Raw genomic sequence first — 16,370 nt, 5'->3', positions numbered from 1 at the left:
GCGCGATCGAAACGCGGACGCGGGCCGCCGAAACGCCGACGTGGGCCGTTTTCTGACAAGTTCGTGTTCCGGCCGGTACGGTTGCGGCGCCGGGTGTCGCAACGGGACCGGGGAACGTCCATGATCGACCAACCGAAGCACGGGCTTCGGGAACAATCGGAGATACTGAGCATGGGTAACGTCCGGCCGGTGCGGCACGGTGGGCAGCTAATTTCAGGTACGGTGGTCTTGTTACTGGAGTGACAAGAGTAAAGAGTGGGCGACATGGATGTGTGGGGATCCCGCCGCTATCGCGTCCGGGGCGCAATCGCACTCTCGGGGGTGGTGGCGCTGGCTATCGCAATTGGGGCTTGTGGTTCGGATGCGAAGCGCAATGAGGCCGAGTACGTCGTTGATCGCTTCACCCAACTGCTCGACGAGCAGAACTACGCCAAGGCCGCGGAGCTCACCTCTTATCCCACGGCCGCATCCGCAACGCTGAAACAGATGTTCGCCGGATTGCAGCCGGGCAAGGTCGACTACCAGAAAACCCAGTTCATCGACCTGGACCGCGAGGCGGGCCTGTTCAGCATGGATGTCGCCTGGAACTTCGGCGAGAACAAGACCTGGAAATACAGCCTGCAGGGCAACGTACGGAAGTTGGCGATCGGCTGGCGCATCTCCTGGGATCCCGCGGTCGTCATGCCGCAGTTGGACCACAACCGCACGGTCCGGCTCGTGCGCACCATGCCGACGCCGCCGCCGCGGGTCAAGGACATCGTCGGCGACGCGCTGATGACCGAGCAGGTCATCAATGTGGTCAAACTCGATCCCGCCAAGGCGACCGATCCGGTGGCCTCGACCGATGCGCTGGCCAAGGCCATCGAACCGGTCGCGCCGCTGATCACCGGACCGTCGCTGATGCAGCAGCTGTCGACCTCGCAGGGCAAGCCGATCATCGCGGTGAATCTGCGTGAACCCGATTTCGCGATCCTGGAATCCGCGCTGGCCCGGGTGCCCGGTGTCGTCACGGAGAAGCAGCCGCGGCTGATCTCCGCCGACCGCCGGACCTGGTCGCCGATGCTGGACGCGCTGCGCAAGGTGTGGCAGGACAGCCAGGATCTGCACTCCGGTTGGGGCGTGCAGGTTTTCGAACAGGACGGACGTTTCGTCGGCCAGATCGCCGGTTACCAGGGCCCGCCCGGTCCGGATATCGCGGCCACCATGGATCAGCGCCTGCAGCGCGCCGCCGAGGATGCGGTGGTGAGTGTCGGGACGCCCGCCTCGATCGTGGCGATCCAGCCGTCCAGCGGCGCGGTCGTGGCGGTAGCGCAGAATACGCAGGCCAGTGAGCACGGTTCGGTCGCGTTCACCGGGCTGTATCCGGTCGGCACCAATATCGATCTTTTCCGCAATGTCGCCTCGGTGCTGAAGAACAAGGCACCGCAGGACGTCTCGGTGCAGGATGCGGCCGAATCCGCGCCGAATCTCGGCGTCGGCGTCGATTACAAGGTGCCGGGACTGGACGAGGTGACGGGCCGGGTCGCGATCGCGGGCCGCAGTGCCGAGCAGGTGCGCCAGGGTGGTGGTACGGATGCGGTGCTGGCCAGCCCATTCGGCATGGCGATCGCCGCGGCCGCCATCGCGCGCGGGCAGGTGCCGCCGCCGATGATCGAGGCCGGACACCCGAGCGCCACGGACGCGCAGGTCCCCGAGATGTCACCAGAACTCACCGATCGGCTGCGCGCGATGTTGCGCGACGGCGCGGGCCGACCGGAGTTCGCGCCGCTGCGGCCCTACCGCGATGTCATCGGTTTCATGGCAACCGCGGGCCATGACGGTTGGCTCATCGCGAATGCCGGGGATCTGGCCCTCGCGATTCACATCAATGACGCCGACAGCGGCGACGCGACCGCGCGGATGGCGGCCAGGTTGTTCCAATCGCTGGCCCATCCGGAACCGTGATCAGTTGATGGCCTTGATCGCCGCGCGCCAGCCGAGCAGGAACAGCGCGAGCACACACGCCGCGACGATGATGAAACTGAATGCCGTGCCCTGACCACTGATCACGCGCAGCAGCATGCCGCCGCAGAGGGTGCCGAGCCAGACCAGAACTCCAGCGGGCCACAGGGCGGTTCCGTCGACGTGCCCCTTTACCCGACTGGCGACGGCGGCCGCGAGCACCCAGCCGATCGCCAGCCCGATCGCGAAGGGCCACACCGTCTTCAGCAGTCCGGTGAGTACCGCCTCGTCATGGCTGCGCCGCCCGATCGCGCAGAACAAGATCACCAGCAGTGCGTCCACCACCAACGGCACCAGTCTTCTCACGCTGGCCAGCGTAGTAGTGCCCGCATCCGTCGTTGCGACGCGACCACCTGCGGTACTCCTGGCTAACCGACCGATCTCGTCCGGCGTACGTCGGTTTCTGAACCATACGCACATTGCCGACCACGACGGAGCGAGTCTGACGAGCGAACACGCAGCGCCGCAGGCGCTGCCAATGTCACAGGCGGCGCTGTTCGAACTCCTTCTCGAATTCGGCATCATCGGCCTGCGGAGTGCGGAAGAGGAAGGCGAAGACGATCCAGCCGATGATCGCGACCAGCACGAAGCTCACCAGGCGGTAGACGAAGGCGGCGGCGACGGCCTGGGAGGCGGGCAGGGTCGCGCCCGCGGTCAGGCCGTAGATGAGGGTCGCATCGACATAGACGATGCCGCCGGGTGCGAACGGGATAGAGCCGACGGCCTTGCCCACGGTGAATGCGATCAGCAGACCGGCCAGCTTCGGATCCGCACCGATCGCGTAGCAGGCGGCGCCGAGACAGGCCACATCGGCGAAGCGGTGCACCAGCGCCCAACCCGCGACCATCGCGCCGTCGCGCTTGCCGAGATCCACCGATTCCAGCTGCGAGAGCATATCGGCGATCTTGTTCATGCCCTGCTTGGCGGGGCGTTTGCGGATCCGGTTGAGCAGCGCGAGCCCCCGGCGCAGCACGGCCTCCAGCGCGCCCGGATTCTTCGACAGGTAGTTGCCCGCCCACACCAGCGCGATCACACCGGCCAGCGACAGTATGAGCTTGAACGGGCCGACCCGGTCGCCCACCAGCAGTGCACCACCGACGCCGAGCAGGGCAAGTCCGGCGGTCGCGATCACACCCGACATCACCAACTGCCAGGAGGCGACGATCGGATTCGCACCCCACCGGCGGGTCTGGCGATAAGTGAAGGCGGTGGAGAACACCTGTCCGGCAGGCAGCGTCACCGACATCGCGGTGGCGCCATAGACGACGGCGACGGATTTGTGCTGACGGACCTCGACGCCGCCCGCATGCAGCAGTTGCTTCTGCACCCGGCTGAATCCGCTCATCGACAGGGCCTGCAACCAAATACAGGCGGCGACCCAGCCCCAATGGATTTCGGTGAGGTTATTCCAGGAATCGTGTAATCGTGGCCAGAGGTAGTAGCCCTCGCCGATCAGCAATGCCAGCAGGGCGATGCCCGCGACCCATTTGACCCACCAGAATTTGCTCCGGCGACCACGTTTCGCCGGTCTATCGGGGTCGTCGGACGGCTGCGGCGCAGGCTCGCCGGCTAGTTCCCCATTGGCCGTCACGCGGTCAGCCTAACGAACCGACTGTTTCGCTGTCTGCATCGACGTGCGGATCCGTACCATCCTTCGGCCAGGCCAACCTGGTCTTTCGTCGCCGCCCGCGGAGCTGGACTTCCTCGCCCGTCAGCCAAAAGTCCTGCTCACTTTCATCGGCGAAATACAGCGCACTGCCCGAGGCGAGTACGCGGCCGGGTTGATCCTTTGCCAGTTCGGTCAGGCGTGATGCCTCGTTCACCGGATCGCCGATCACGGTGTATTCGAAACGGTTTGCGGCGCCGATATTTCCGGCGACGGCCAGGCCCGCCGACACTCCGATGCCGATATCGAGTCCGGGCACCTCGCGCAGGACTTCACGCAGTTCACGGGCGGCGGCCAGGGCGGCGGTCGGTGCGTCCGGACGGTCCAGCGGGGCGCCGAAGATCGCCAGTGCGGCGTCGCCGACGAATTTGTTGACGAAGCCGTGGTGCCGGTCGATGACGTCGACCACGATGCGGAAGAACTCGTTGAGCAGGCTGACCACCTCGGTCGGCGGTCGCTCCGCGGCGGTCGCGGTGGACCCGACCATATCGACGAACAGCACGGCGACGAATCGGGTCTCGCCGCCGAGTTCGGTGCCGTAGTCGAGTGCGCGCTGCGCCACTTCCTCGCCGACATGCTGGCCGAAGAGTTCTTGCAGCTGGCGGCGCTTGGCGGCCTCTTCCATCATGCGGTTGAAGCCGACCTGCAGCAGTCCGATCTCACTGCCGTCGAACACCTCGACCTGTACATCGCGAGCGCCCTCCTGCACCCGGTCGATGGCCTGGCTGAGCTGGCGCACCGGGTCGGAGATGCTCGATCCGGTCAGCATCGACAGCGCCAGCGCCTGCATGATCACCACGCCGCACAGCAGCAGAATCGAGATGGCCAGCGACTGCGCGGAGAACTTCACGTCCGAGGAGATCTGCGTGACGCACAGCAGCACGATGGCGATGGTGGGCGCGAAGGTGCCCATACCCCAGGTCATCCCCATCCTGGTGCCGACGCCCGGGGTCAGCGTGTGGTCGAACGAGCCCTCGGTGAGGGCCTGAGCGGCGACCGGGCGCAGAATTCGTTCGCCGAGCATGTAGGTGAAACCGAAGACGATCGTCGCCGCCATACATTCGGTGACGATGACCGCGCCCGCCAGCTCCGGCGCGTCCACGATGATGGTGGCCGCCAGGATGGCGCCGCCGATCAACCACAGCACCAGATGCAGGATCGCCTGGCGCAGCGGCGCGTGCAGTGCGGCCATCTGTTCTTGGTGGCTGGGCGGCCCACCGCGCATCTGCCAGCGCATGACCGGACGCAGCATCAGCGCCGAAGCGGCCAGGCTCAGCAAACCACCGGTGGTGAAAACCAGACCGGGAATCACCAGGCCGGTGCGTCGCGCACCAGCCGCCTCACCTTCGGGAACCGGGAGTCCATATTGGATGAACGCCCACACCAGGACCGCGCCGAAGGCATTGGCCAACAGCATCGATGTCAGGTACAGCGGCCAGCGCGTTCGCATGGTCTGTTTGACCGCTTCCAAGGGCGCTGACACGATCACCAATCTAGCGTTCAGCTCATCCGAGCATGTCCGCGGCGCTCTGCGGCCATTAGGCTCGCGGAGGTGACCGACCAGAAGGTTAGTGCTCTCGGAAAAGCCACTGCTGCGCGGTCGGCTGCTGATTCTGTACATCCGTTCGTCCGAGTTTCCGCCGAGTGGGCGTGGCGGCTGCTGGTGATGTTCGCCGCGCTGATCGCGATGACGATGGTCGTGCAGAAGTTGGCGACGGTGGTGATACCGCTCGCCATCGGCCTATTGGCCGCCGCAATGCTGGCGCCGCTGGTGGATTGGATGCAGCGGCTCGGGGTGCCCAGGTCGGTGGGGGTCTTCGTCGCGCTGGTCGGATCGCTGGGGGTGGTCGCGGGAATCATGACCTTCGTCATCGAGCAGTTCATCGAGGGCGTACCGCAGCTGTCCGACGAAATCACCCACAGCGTCCACGAGATTCAGGACTGGCTGATCAACGGTCCGCTGCATCTGAGCAATGAGCAGATTCGGAATGCGGGCGACACGATCGTCAAAACCATCCAATCGAACAGGGAAGGTCTCACCAGCGGGGCACTGACCACCGCGACGGTGATCGGGCATATGCTCACCGGCGCGTTCCTGACCCTGTTCATCCTCATCTTCTTCCTTTACGGCGGCGATCAGATCTGGCACTTCGTCACCCGGATCGTGCCGACCCCGCATCGGGAAAAGGTGCGCACCGCAGGGCAACTCGGCTTCGGCACGCTGGTCGGATTCGTCCGCGCGACGGTGGTGGTCGCACTCGTCGATGCCATCGGCATCGGTGCCGGTCTAGCGATTCTCGGGGTGCCGCTGGCATTGCCGTTGGCATCGCTGGTCTTCATCAGCGCATTCATACCGATCGTGGGTGCATTCCTGGCCGGGACCATCGCGGTATTCATCGCGTTGGTGACCAAGGGCTGGGTGACCGCGGTGATCGTGCTCGGCATCATCATCGCGGTGATGCAGCTGGAAAGCCATGTGCTGCAACCATTGCTGCTCGGTCGGGCAGTAAGCATCCATCCGCTCGCGGTGGTGCTGGCCATTGCGGCGGGCCTAGTGCTCGGCGGCATCGCGGGCGCTCTGTTGGCGGTGCCGTTCGTCGCGGTGATGAATACCGCGATCCGGTCGCTGCTGTCGGAGAGTCCGGAGGAGGCGTTCGAGGAACTGCACACCGGCGACGGGGGTCGATTCGCGGTGGAGCCGGATAAACCGGAACCCGGCCGGTTCGATGTGGATGCGGTGCTGACCAGGGAGATGCACCGGGAGGACCGCTCGGATGACTCGGCCGGTCCCGGCTGAGGCCGGTGCGGCCGAACTGAGCGCGGACGATGCGGCGACCGCGCCGCTGTGGCGTGCCGTGCAGGCATTGCGGCTGGTCACACTGCTCTATGCGGTCGGTCAGCAGATCGCCTCGGTGCAGCACTATCAGAATCAGCAGCTGAGCTGGGTACTGATCGCCGCGATGGCGGTGTGGTCCGGTACGTCGGCATTCATGTTGTCGCAGTGGCACTTTCCCGATGTGGCGCGGCTGCGGTCGTGGGTGGTGATCGGGGATCACGTGGTGGTGATCGCGCTGATCGCCTCGACCAGGTTGGTCGCCGATTACAGCTGGTACCACGGGCATCAGACGCTGCCGACCACGCTGTGGGTCGCCAATGCCGTTGTCTCCGCGGCGATTCTGCGTGGGCCACTGGCCGGTGTGCTCTCCGGGCTGCTGATAGCGGGGGTCATCGTGACAGTGCGTGAGCAGTGGGGCCAGGATGTGTGGGCCGATGCGACCGCGCCGGTGCTCGTCTCCATCGGGCTGGCGCTCGGACTGGCCGCCAATACCGCGCGTCGGGCGCAGGGGCAGCTGGAACGGGCCGTTCGGTTGACTGCGGCGGCCGAGGAACGGGAACGGCTGGCTCGTGAGGTGCACGACGGCGTGCTGCAGGTGCTCAGCTACATCAAGCGGCGCGGTAGCGAGATCGGCGGTCTCACCGAGGAATTGGCGCAGCGGGCGGCGGAACAGGAAGTGGCGCTGCGGGTTTTGATCTCCGAACAAGGTAGGCACGGGGATACCGGTGGTGCGGATGTCGATCTGCGGCCGCTGCTGACGGTGCACGCGACGCCGTCGGTGTTCGTTTCGACGCCGGGTGAGCCGGTGCGGGTCGGGCGATGGATGGCGGGCGAGATCGCTGCGGCGGTGGCGAACGCGCTGTCCAATGTCGGGCTGCATGCCGGCCCGGATGCGAAAGCTTATGTGCTGCTGGAGGATACCGGTGACGAGCTGATCATCAGCGTGCGCGATGACGGTGTCGGGATTGCGCCGGGGCGCCTGGAAGAGGCGGAAGCCGAGGGGCGCATGGGGGTTTCGCGATCAATTATCGGTCGCATCGAGACGTTGGGGGGAACGGCGGTGTTGCTGACCGAGGAGGCTGGTGGGGTGGGGTTCGGTACCGAGTGGGAATTTCGGGTGCCGCGTTCGGACGCTGCCGCGTGAACTCACCGCAGCCGTGCTGGCCGGAGTCGGTGTCTCCGGCGTTCGAGCGCGGAGGAGGACACTGTGACCAGTGGTGATGCGGCCGAGGCGATTCTTGCCCCGGGTTGCCCAGGTGCGCGAGCGAGCGGAGGAGGACCTTGTGACCAGTGATGATGCGACTGAGGCGATCCGGTCATGGATTGCCGCTGGCTGCCTAGGGGCTCGAGCACGTAGGAGGAGGACGTGGTGACCAGTGGCGGTGCGGCCGGGGCGGTTCGGTCATGGATTGCCGCTGGCTGCCCAGGAGCCCCAGCACGTAGGAGGACGATGTGACCAGCGATGATGCTGCCGAGGCGATTTCGGTGATGGTGGTGGACGACCATCCGATGTGGCGGGATGGGGTTTCCCGTGATCTGGCCGAGGCGGGGTTCGTGGTTGCCGCGACGGCGGATGCGGTGGGGTCGGCTACTCGGCGGGCGGCGGCGGTGCGGCCTGCGGTGGTGTTGATGGATATGCAGTTGCCCGATGGGAATGGGGCGCAGGCGACTGCGGAAGTACTGCGGGTGTCGCCGGAGAGCCGGGTGCTCGTGTTGTCTGCGTCGGCCGAACGCGACGATGTGCTGGATGCGATCAAGGCGGGGGCCTCGGGTTATCTGGTCAAGAGTGCGTCGGCGAGCGAGTTGATCGAGGCAGTGCGGGCCACAGCGGCTGGGCAACCGGTGTTCACGCCGGGGCTGGCCGGGCTGGTGCTCGGTGAGTATCGGCGGATGGCGACCGCGCCGGTCGAACCGGATGAACCGCATCGGCCCGCGCTCACCGAGCGGGAGACCGAAGTTTTGCGGATGGTGGCGAAAGGCCTGTCCGCCAAGCAGATTGCGTCCCGGCTCGGGCTCAGCCACCGAACCGTGGAGAACCATGTACAGGCGACTTTGCGGAAGTTGCAGCTGGCCAACCGAGTTGAACTGACTCGCTATGCGATCGAGCAGGGGCTCGAATAGGTGCGCAACGGTTCTCGAATACGTGGCTGGAACGTCAGGCGGTGCGGTAGAACTACTCGCCGTCCTAATACCGGGCACCCCTTCTCGCTAGTGGGCACCTTGTACATGAGGTCGGGGTGCCCGGTGGGCGGGCTCGTCCTCCGGCGCGGGTCGTCGTCTCGGTGCCCGGTGGTGCAATGGAGTGCCCCAGGGGATCCAGGGAATGCGCGGACCTGGTTCGCTGACGCACCTGTGTGATGAGCGGGAAACGGTCCGGATCTGTGCGCAAATCGGCGGGAGTGGAGCGGGGTGCCCCGTGGCTCCAGGTGATGTGTGCTCGGTTGCCCATGCATCTGTGCGATGAGTGCGGAAACGGTCCGGATCTGCGCGGAAATCGGGCGGGACCACGCCCGAGGGGAGCGGGGACTCGGGGATTGCCCTGATGCGTCGGGGATGCTGGGGTCGGTAACCTCGGATTCATGGGTGGCCCCGAATCGGTATCCAACGGTGTCGGCTCCGGTGACGTGGTCGGCGATCGTGAGTTGCGTGTTTCCGATGCCGAACGCGAACATGTCGGTCAACTGCTGCAGCGCGCCGTCGGGCTCGGCATGCTCTCCCTCGGGGAGTTCACCGAGCGGATGGATACCGCGCTGGCGGCCAAGACCCGCGGTGAACTCAATGCCGTGCTGGTCGACCTGCCCGGTGTGCGACTCGTCGGCCAGCCCGCCGCGCCGCCCTCGACATACGTGAATTCCTCGCCCGCCTTCACGAAGCGGGTGTCACCGCCGCCCTCGGTCCCATCGCAGGTCACGCCGGGGAATGTGATCCGCAGCCGACTGTCCGGGGTCAATCGCCGCGGTCCCTGGCAGGTGGCGCCCGCGCTGCATCTGAACAACTGGCTGTCCGGCGTCACCCTCGATTTCACCGAGGCGATCATGTCGACCCAGGTCGTCGAGGTGCACGTCGACGACTATCTCAGCTCACTCACCCTGATCGTCCCCGCCGAGGCCACCGTCGACCTCAACGCCGTCGACCTGATCGGCTCCAGCGTCAACAACAAGGTGCGCACCGGCCCACCACTCGGCCGACTGCACGTCGTTGTACAGGGCCGAATCCGCTTCGGCTCGATAACCGCCAAACACTCCTTACGCGCCCAATGGCGCAAATTGATGGGCAGCTAGCGCGGACCGGCTCGGTGAGGTCGGTTGCCGGGGCGCGGAAGCTCGAACGGTGCGGGGACATGTTGCGGCAGGCGGATTCGGTGCGTTCGGCGGTCGAGCAGCGCGGATCGCGCGAGTCCGATGACTGAGCCGCAATAGCTCGGTGCAGCGGCTGGGTTTTCGCTGCACACTCGTCAGCAGTGGCCACTGTGGCACAACTCGCCGCTAGAGCCCGCGGTGATACCGCAAAGCACCTGCGGCTGACGCCGATCGACCGGATCTCGACGCCGATCAGGTGTTGACGCCGATACGGCGGGCGAAGGCGCGCAACGGGACTCGGCGGTCGTGGTCCAGTAGTTCGGAGACGATGTGCCGGGGCAGGGACTGGTATTTGATCCAGTCGGCGCCGCCGACGCGTTCGGCGTCGAGCAGGGCGGCAAGGGCGCGCTTGTGCTGGCCGGTGCGGGTCAGAGCGACGGCAGTATCGGTGAGGTGGCGGGCGCGGGAGGCCTGGGGCAGACCGCAATTCGGGGGCATATCCTGCGCGGCGGTCAGAGCCTCCGGATAGCGTTCGGAGCTGATATTCACATCGACCGTCTGCATGACGACTTGTGAAGGGCCGAAATAGGTTTCGTAGTCGTGACGATCGACGCCGATGCGCAGCGCGACCTCGCTCGCAGCTTGGACCAGCGACAACGCTTCGGGAACGTCCTGCGATCGACCGGCCGCGGTTGCGCCCTGCAGGACCAGCGATCCGTACGCGGACAGGTGTGCCGGAGCTTCGTCACCCTCGGGCTCCAGATCCGCCGCCGCACGCAGCGCGACCTTGCGCGACTCCTCATAACGGCCCTGCACCAGCAGCTGCCAGGCGACCGAGCCGCGAATGGTGGCCAGCAGCAGCGGATCATTGCCGAGTTCGGCGGCGGCAAGTCCTTGCCGGATCGCGAGGAACGCCGGATCGGTCTGCCCGAGGTGGACCAGGGTGCAGCCGGTGACCCAATACATCCGTGCGAGTAGCTCATTCGCGGATGCGACCGCGCCGTTGCGGGCGGCGTGCACCGTTGCCCGCAGTTGGGTGAGTCCGGTCGGCAGGATCGAGGTCAGCAGTTCGTAGTGGCCGGTCCAGTAGGCGCCCCACGCGTAATCGACGGCGCGACTGCCCTCGTCGAGGCCGATCGCACCCTCATCCGGGATCTCGCCGAGCAGATCGTCGACCGGGGTCAGTGCGCGCCGGATCGCGACGATACCGGCATCGGGATTGCCGGAGGGGATGCCGTGTCGCTTGCCCACGAGGTCGGAGATGTCGACATCCAGTGCGCGCGCGAGTTTTTGCAGACTGGCGATGGACGCGGTCTGGCGGCCACCCTGTTCCAGTTTGCGCACCAGATCCACGCTCACACCGGCTTGGTCGGCGAGTTGGCGCTGCGTGAGCGCCTTGCCACGGAAGAGCCTTATCCGCACGCCGATCGACGAATCGTCCATTTAGCCAAGTCCTTTGTTACATCCTTGTTTCAGGGTACGACGTTAAGTGATCGTGCTCACTCGAAGTGGGACATTACGTACGACTCGTTCCCGCTCAGTTGGAATACCTTTGCCTTTCTGCAACTTTGAGAATGCAAAGGGCGGCGGCAATGATCACCATGCCGAATACCACCGTGCGAGCTCTCCGCGCCGATCGCGCGTTCGAGCCGGGTGTCCAGACCAGTCGATCCGCGCGCCACACCCAGCGCGTGCGCGAACAGCACGGTCCGCTACGCAGAGGGTGCTGCCCGGTCTGCGGACGGGGGGAGGAGTAGACCATGTTCGAGCGCTGTCACTCGCCCCACGAAATCGCGCACATGCTGCGACATCGGTACGGATTGCCGGTCCAGCTGTTGGCGGGTCGCCCGATGATCACCACCGGCTCCATCCTCGGTGCCCTGGTGATGCCACCGGATCTCGGCCGCAAAGTCCTGGGCACCCTCGACCGGACCTACACGGCCCCGGTGGTCGCCGAACCCGGCGAACGCACCTGGACCTTCCTCGTCGCACCACCGAGTCCGGCAGTTCCGGTCGAGATCAGCGTGCGCCGCTGCCTGGCCGGACATCACGTGACCGTCATCCCCCCTGGCCGCCACGTCCTGCTCCCCACCACCGATTCCCAACTCGGCTGGCACTGGGCAGGCGAACCGACCCCCGGTGTCCTGCGCATGCCACCCCGGTCCGCGGTGATCAATGCGGTCTACCAGGCCACCAACATGCGCTTCCACACCCTGCAGTAAGCGCCGACCCCCGCCCTGCCACGACCGGGCGGGGGTTCCGGTGGAGCGCTGCGGCGGTGGGCGTCTTCGTACTGGTGACTCGGTCGCGCAGATGGAATTCGAGTAGATCCCGGATGAGTACCAGTGGTTTCTACTCATGTTCCGGTGCGCTCGGGAAATCAGCATTGGAGACATGACTACGTCTATCGATCCCGCGCTGATTTCGCGGTTGTCCGGGGAGTTCGCTGCGTTGGGAACGCAGATGGGCGTCCTCGGCCGAGATCTGGATTTGTTACGAGCGCAGGTCGTCGCCGATTCGGTTGCGGCATCCGCGGTTTCGCCGGAGTCGACCGGATTCTCGGTTCGCGGAGAGTATCCGCTCGGTCCGATCCCGGTGCCGCCCGGTGCCAGCGGCGAGCCTGCGTCCGGAGCCGCAGGGGCGGGCGGTGGCCAGACGGGTTTGCCGGACGCTCCCGTAGCTCCTTCGGCCGAGCCGACCTGCGGTGCTGGGCATACATCGAATGCAACCGCCGCATCGGCAGTCTCGGGAGAGTCGGCTGCCGACCAGAGATCGACGGCGCGGTCGGATGCTGCGAGTGCCCCGACACCCGAAGCGATCTCTGATGCTTCCAGTGTGCCTGTCGGGGGCGCGTCGCTGGATGCGCCGACCATGCCCGCAGGGAGTAGGTCGGATGCGGCGGCCGCGGGTACTGCCGCAGCGGTGTCAGCAGTGCCTACAGCAGGAGAGACTCCCGATGCTCCGGTTGTGCCTGCGGGGGGCGCGGTGCAGCAGTCAGCTTCTGCTGATGTTGTGGGCGTTCCAGTCGTGGCTGCGGCTGGTGTGGTCCCGGGTGTTCCGGTTGTGCCTGCGGGGGGCGTGGTGCAGCAGTCTGCTTCTGCTGATGTTGCGGACGCTCCAGTCGCGGCTGATGCAGTCCTGGGTGTTTCGGCCACGCCAGCGGGGGGTGCGTCGGCCGTCGCGGGCGCGGCCTCGGGGGCTCATGGTGTGTCTGCAGAGGCTGCGTCGGGTACGGGTTCGGCAGGCGCGGTGCCTGGTGCTCTGGTTGTGCCTGCGGGGGGCGCGGTGCCGCAACAGTCAGCTCCTGCCGGTATTCCGGGCGCTCCCGTCGTGCCTGCGGCTGGTGCGGTGCCGGGGGTGCCCGCCGCTTGGGCGATGCCTGGCGCGCCGATGGCGGGTGCGGCGCCGTCCGCACCAATTCCTGGCGGGGTGGGGCGGATTCCGATGCCGCCGACCGGGTGGGCGCGGCCGGTGCCTGGGTACGGCGCGCCAGGCGGTGTCGGGATGTCCGGGTGGGCTGCGGGGCCCGGTGGAGTGCCGGGGGCTTCGGGTATGCCCGGCGGGTTTGTGCCGCCAGGACCGCGGGGGCCGGGGGGTGGGGCGGTGCCGCCGGGGTGGGGTGGGGCGCGTGTGCCGAAGACGCCGTGGTGGCAGCAGGAGGGGATGATCAGCCGGGTACTGGCGGTGGCCGGGGTTGGGGTGACGCTGATCGGGGTGGTGATGCTGTTGGTGCTCGCCGCGCAGGCCGGGTTCTTCGGGCCGGTACCGAGAGTTGTTGCCGGGGCGGTGTTCTCGGCGGCGCTGGTGGGGGCCGGGGCGCGGGTGTTCGGGCGGGCCGGTGGTCGGGTCGGTGGAATTTCCTTGGCGGCCACCGGTATCGCCGGGGCGTATCTGGATGTGGTCGCGGTGACGGCGATCTACGAGTGGCTGCATCCGGTGGTCGGGCTCGCGGTGGCGCTCGGTGTTGCGGTGGGTGGGGTCGGGTTGGCGATGCGGTGGCAGTCGCAGCCGCTCGCGGTGCTCGTGGTCGCGGGTGCGGCGTTGTTGTCGCCGTTCGTCACTTCGGAACTGGTGCTGCTCGCATTCCTGATCGTGTTGCAGTTGACCTGTGTGCCGGTGCAATTGGTCCGTGATTGGCCGTTCCTGCATGTGGTGCGCACTGTTCCGACGACATTGGCGACCTTGTTCGCCATTGCCGTCGCCATCGTCGACGATCCGGCGCAGGGCCGGGTGTACTGGCTGCTCACCGCTGCGGTGGCGATCGCGGCGATCGGGTTGGTCGGTGGCGTTCTGGTGGTGCGCAGGCGATCCGGTGATAGCGTGGCCGCGCTGAGCTTCGCGCTTTCGACGGCACCACTCTTGGCCGCCCCCGCGATGTTCGAGCGGCACCCGGCCACTTTGGTCGCGGCTGTTTACGCGGCGGTTCTGCTGGCCGTGGCGGCATTGCCCATGGTGCCGAAATTACGTGAGCTGGTGCGGATTCCGGGTTCGATCGCATTCGTCTCCGCGATCGCCGGTTCGTTCGCGCTGCTCGAAGCGTGTGTCGGCGTGACGCGAGTACAGACCCTGCCCATCGCACTTTTCCTGGTGGCGCTCTGCTATCTGGGGTTGGCCGGACAGCGACGCTCCCGTATTGTCGCCGCCATCGGCGCGGCATTCACGCTGGTCGGATCGGTAGCGTACTTCACCACCGCGACTCCGGAAGCGCTTGCGACACAACGGTTTGCGCACGAGCATCTGGGTATCGCCACCGCTCTGGGCGCCGTCCTCGCGCTCGCGGTCATCGTTGTGGGCGTCTGGTGCGCCCGGAGACTCCCCGGCATGACGAAGGGCGGAACCGACGAGTCGACGCTGTTCGTCGTCGCGAGCATCGCGGGCCTGTATGCGGTAACCGCCACGGCGGTCTCGATCGGCATCGCGACCGGCAGCGCCGACGGTTTCATCATCGGCCACAGCGCCGCCACCATCCTGTGGATGGCCGCCGCCACGGCCGCGCTGTTCTTCGGCCTGCGCAACCTGTCCCGCTCGGCCGCCGTCGCCAAACTGGCCCTCGGCTCCGGACTGCTCGTCACCGCAGCCGCCCTGGCCAAACTGTTCCTCTTCGATCTCGCCACCCTCGACGGTCTGGTCCGAGTAGCGGCCTTCCTGGTAGTCGGCGTTCTCCTGCTCCTGGCAGGTACCCGCTACGCCCGAGCCTTTGCCGAAGCCGGTGCCACAAACCCGGATTCAGTAGAACGCTGACAACTGCGGTACTGATCGTCCGCCTGCTCATAGCCAGTGCGCGCCTATGTGAGCGTCTTCGCCGAAGACTGCAGGCCGAGATCCAGCAGAAGACCCCGCTGATACTCGCGGGGTCTTTCTCGTCTCGGCTGGTATTTGCAATGTCGGCCCTTCGTCGAAGCCGGTGCCGCAGACGAGGATTCAGCAAAGTCAGCGCGCTGATACTTGCGGGCGCCTCCTTGCTGGTATCTGTAGTGGCGGGCTTTCGCGGAAGCCGGTGCCGCAAACCCGGATTCAGCAAAGTCTGCGCGGTGATACTTGCGGGCGCCTCCTTGCTGGTATCTGTAGTGGCGGGCTTTCGCTGAAGCCGGTGCCGCAAACCCGGATTCAGCAAAGTCAGCCCGCTGACACCTGTGGGCGCCTCCTTGCCGGTACCCGTAGCGGCGGGTCCTTCGCTGAAGCCGGTGTCGCAAACGAGGATTCAGCAGCGGCACTCGCCGATGCAGGCAGTGACCGTGCCGCTCGGCACACCGCAACGCCCGAACGTCTCGCCGAAGCCTCTGTTAGATATCAGAATTCAGCAGACGCAACCCGGCGAGACCGGTCCGACCGTTGGCGGGTACTCAGGTGTTGAGCATCGTTGGGCTAGTGGCAATCTCGTTGCACCAACTCGGCGTGTGTCACGCACCCGGTTGCTCCAGCCCGGCGCAGATCAGGGCGACGATGCGTTCGGGCAGGGTCTCGTCGATCGGCTCGTGGGTGAGTAGGACTCGCATGTGGAACGGCGCGATGACGGTCTCCAGCACCAGGCGCGCATCGGTGGTCCGGGGCAACTCGCCTCGCTGAATGCCGCGTTCGATGATGACCGACGTCAGGCCGAGGCGCGATTCCCAGAACCTGCGGCGCGCTGCTGCGACGGACTCGTCGTCGACGTGCACGGCCGCCGCGCGGGTGAAGGTCGCTCCGGCGGGTTGGGACAGGAATGCCGCTACCGAGCGGGTCAGTGCGAGGAGGTCGCCCCGCACCGAGCCGGTATCGGGCACGGGGACGTCCTCGCCGCTGGTGGCCAGCATCGCATCGACGATGAGGTTCTCTCGGGTGCGCCAGCGGCGGTAGATCGAGGTCTCATGGACACCGGCACGGGCCGCGACCTCGCCGACACTGAAATTGTTCGGACCATGTTCGAGCAGCACGCTGACGGCGGCCTCGACGACTGCGCCGCGCACCCGCGCACTGCGACCGCCGGTACGCCGCGGCCGATCTGCTGACTCGGTCACCCAGCCACCTTAACGCAAGAATCCTTGCGTTCGAGTGCGGTGCGGGTTAGCGTTCTTATCGCATGATTGCT

The 16,370-nt window shown here is 66.5% G+C and carries 12 protein-coding genes; 7 read left to right on the top strand and 5 right to left on the bottom strand.

Features of this window, described 5'->3' with window-relative positions:
• Positions 1–264: 264 nt before the first annotated feature.
• Positions 265–1,944, top strand: a complete 1,680-nt coding sequence (locus ACQPZ2_RS42860) for an NTF2-like N-terminal transpeptidase domain-containing protein (protein WP_433523533.1) — start codon at positions 265–267, stop codon at positions 1,942–1,944.
• On the opposite strand, the gene ACQPZ2_RS42855 is transcribed toward ACQPZ2_RS42860, so the two are convergent.
• The 3 genes from ACQPZ2_RS42855 to ACQPZ2_RS42845 all read right to left on the bottom strand — a co-directional run bounded on the left by ACQPZ2_RS42855 (position 1,945) and on the right by ACQPZ2_RS42845 (position 5,117).
• A complete protein-coding gene (locus ACQPZ2_RS42855) occupies positions 1,945–2,307 on the bottom strand; it encodes a DUF3054 domain-containing protein (protein WP_433523532.1) in 363 nt (120 codons plus the stop codon).
• 175 nt (positions 2,308–2,482) lie between these two features.
• Positions 2,483–3,592: a lysylphosphatidylglycerol synthase transmembrane domain-containing protein gene (locus ACQPZ2_RS42850; RefSeq protein WP_433523531.1), complete on the bottom strand. Its 1,110-nt coding sequence runs from the start codon at positions 3,590–3,592 to the stop codon at positions 2,483–2,485.
• A gap of 4 nt (positions 3,593–3,596) precedes the next feature.
• Complete coding sequence (locus ACQPZ2_RS42845; protein WP_433527683.1) at positions 3,597–5,117, bottom strand: adenylate/guanylate cyclase domain-containing protein; 1,521 nt, start codon at positions 5,115–5,117, stop codon at positions 3,597–3,599.
• Positions 5,118–5,219: 102 nt separating this feature from the next.
• Between ACQPZ2_RS42845 and ACQPZ2_RS42840 the strand changes: the two genes are divergently transcribed.
• The 4 genes from ACQPZ2_RS42840 (at position 5,220) to ACQPZ2_RS42825 (ending at position 9,784) form a co-directional block, all read left to right on the top strand.
• Entirely contained in the window at positions 5,220–6,464 is a 1,245-nt protein-coding gene (locus ACQPZ2_RS42840; protein WP_433523530.1) for an AI-2E family transporter, read from the top strand.
• Complete coding sequence (gene macS, locus ACQPZ2_RS42835; protein WP_433523529.1) at positions 6,442–7,647, top strand: MacS family sensor histidine kinase; 1,206 nt, start codon at positions 6,442–6,444, stop codon at positions 7,645–7,647. The genes ACQPZ2_RS42840 and macS overlap by 23 nt, the downstream gene beginning before the upstream one ends.
• 344 nt (positions 7,648–7,991) lie before the next feature.
• On the top strand, positions 7,992–8,624 hold the full coding sequence (locus tag ACQPZ2_RS42830) for a response regulator (RefSeq protein ID WP_433527682.1): 633 nt from the start codon (positions 7,992–7,994) through the stop codon (positions 8,622–8,624).
• Between the two features lie 458 nt (positions 8,625–9,082).
• Positions 9,083–9,784: a DUF1707 SHOCT-like domain-containing protein gene (locus tag ACQPZ2_RS42825; RefSeq protein ID WP_433523528.1), complete on the top strand. Its 702-nt coding sequence runs from the start codon at positions 9,083–9,085 to the stop codon at positions 9,782–9,784.
• A gap of 270 nt (positions 9,785–10,054) precedes the next feature.
• Here ACQPZ2_RS42825 and ACQPZ2_RS42820 read toward each other — a convergent pair whose 3' ends face one another.
• Positions 10,055–11,245 carry a helix-turn-helix domain-containing protein gene (locus ACQPZ2_RS42820; RefSeq protein WP_433523527.1) on the bottom strand — a complete coding sequence of 397 codons (1,191 nt, stop codon included), beginning with the start codon at positions 11,243–11,245 and terminating at the stop codon, positions 10,055–10,057.
• A gap of 317 nt (positions 11,246–11,562) precedes the next feature.
• On the opposite strand from ACQPZ2_RS42820, the gene ACQPZ2_RS42815 reads away from it, so the two are divergent.
• Positions 11,563–12,024: a hypothetical protein gene (locus tag ACQPZ2_RS42815; protein WP_433523526.1), complete on the top strand. Its 462-nt coding sequence runs from the start codon at positions 11,563–11,565 to the stop codon at positions 12,022–12,024.
• Between the two features lie 1,408 nt (positions 12,025–13,432).
• Positions 13,433–15,043, top strand: coding sequence for a DUF2339 domain-containing protein (locus tag ACQPZ2_RS42810; protein WP_433523525.1), 1,611 nt, complete (start codon positions 13,433–13,435; stop codon positions 15,041–15,043).
• Between the two features lie 659 nt (positions 15,044–15,702).
• Here the strand turns inward: ACQPZ2_RS42810 and ACQPZ2_RS42805 are convergent.
• The gene (locus ACQPZ2_RS42805) at positions 15,703–16,299 is read right to left on the bottom strand and encodes a TetR/AcrR family transcriptional regulator (RefSeq protein WP_433523524.1); all 597 of its coding nucleotides are present in this window, start codon (positions 16,297–16,299) and stop codon (positions 15,703–15,705) included.
• Positions 16,300–16,370 lie beyond the last annotated feature (71 nt).

It is taken from the genome of Nocardia pseudovaccinii, from assembly GCF_050942345.1.
In the GTDB taxonomy this organism is placed as follows: Bacteria; Actinomycetota; Actinomycetes; order Mycobacteriales; family Mycobacteriaceae; genus Nocardia; species Nocardia pseudovaccinii.
The sequence above is the reverse complement of the archived record's forward strand: the minus strand, read 5'-3'. Positions and strand labels throughout refer to the sequence as shown.

What these genes read in the sequence shown, in the direction of transcription:
- ACQPZ2_RS42860 (WP_433523533.1), top strand. Translation starts at nt 265, where the DNA reads ATGGATGTGTGGGGATCCCGCCGCTATCGCGTCCGGGGCGCAATCGCA.
- ACQPZ2_RS42845 (WP_433527683.1), bottom strand. Translation starts at nt 5,117, where the DNA reads ATGCGAACGCGCTGGCCGCTGTACCTGACATCGATGCTGTTGGCCAAT.
- macS (WP_433523529.1), top strand. Translation starts at nt 6,442, where the DNA reads ATGACTCGGCCGGTCCCGGCTGAGGCCGGTGCGGCCGAACTGAGCGCG.
- ACQPZ2_RS42830 (WP_433527682.1), top strand. Translation starts at nt 7,992, where the DNA reads ATGGTGGTGGACGACCATCCGATGTGGCGGGATGGGGTTTCCCGTGAT.
- ACQPZ2_RS42825 (WP_433523528.1), top strand. Translation starts at nt 9,083, where the DNA reads ATGGGTGGCCCCGAATCGGTATCCAACGGTGTCGGCTCCGGTGACGTG.
- ACQPZ2_RS42820 (WP_433523527.1), bottom strand. Translation starts at nt 11,245, where the DNA reads ATGGACGATTCGTCGATCGGCGTGCGGATAAGGCTCTTCCGTGGCAAG.
- ACQPZ2_RS42815 (WP_433523526.1), top strand. Translation starts at nt 11,563, where the DNA reads ATGTTCGAGCGCTGTCACTCGCCCCACGAAATCGCGCACATGCTGCGA.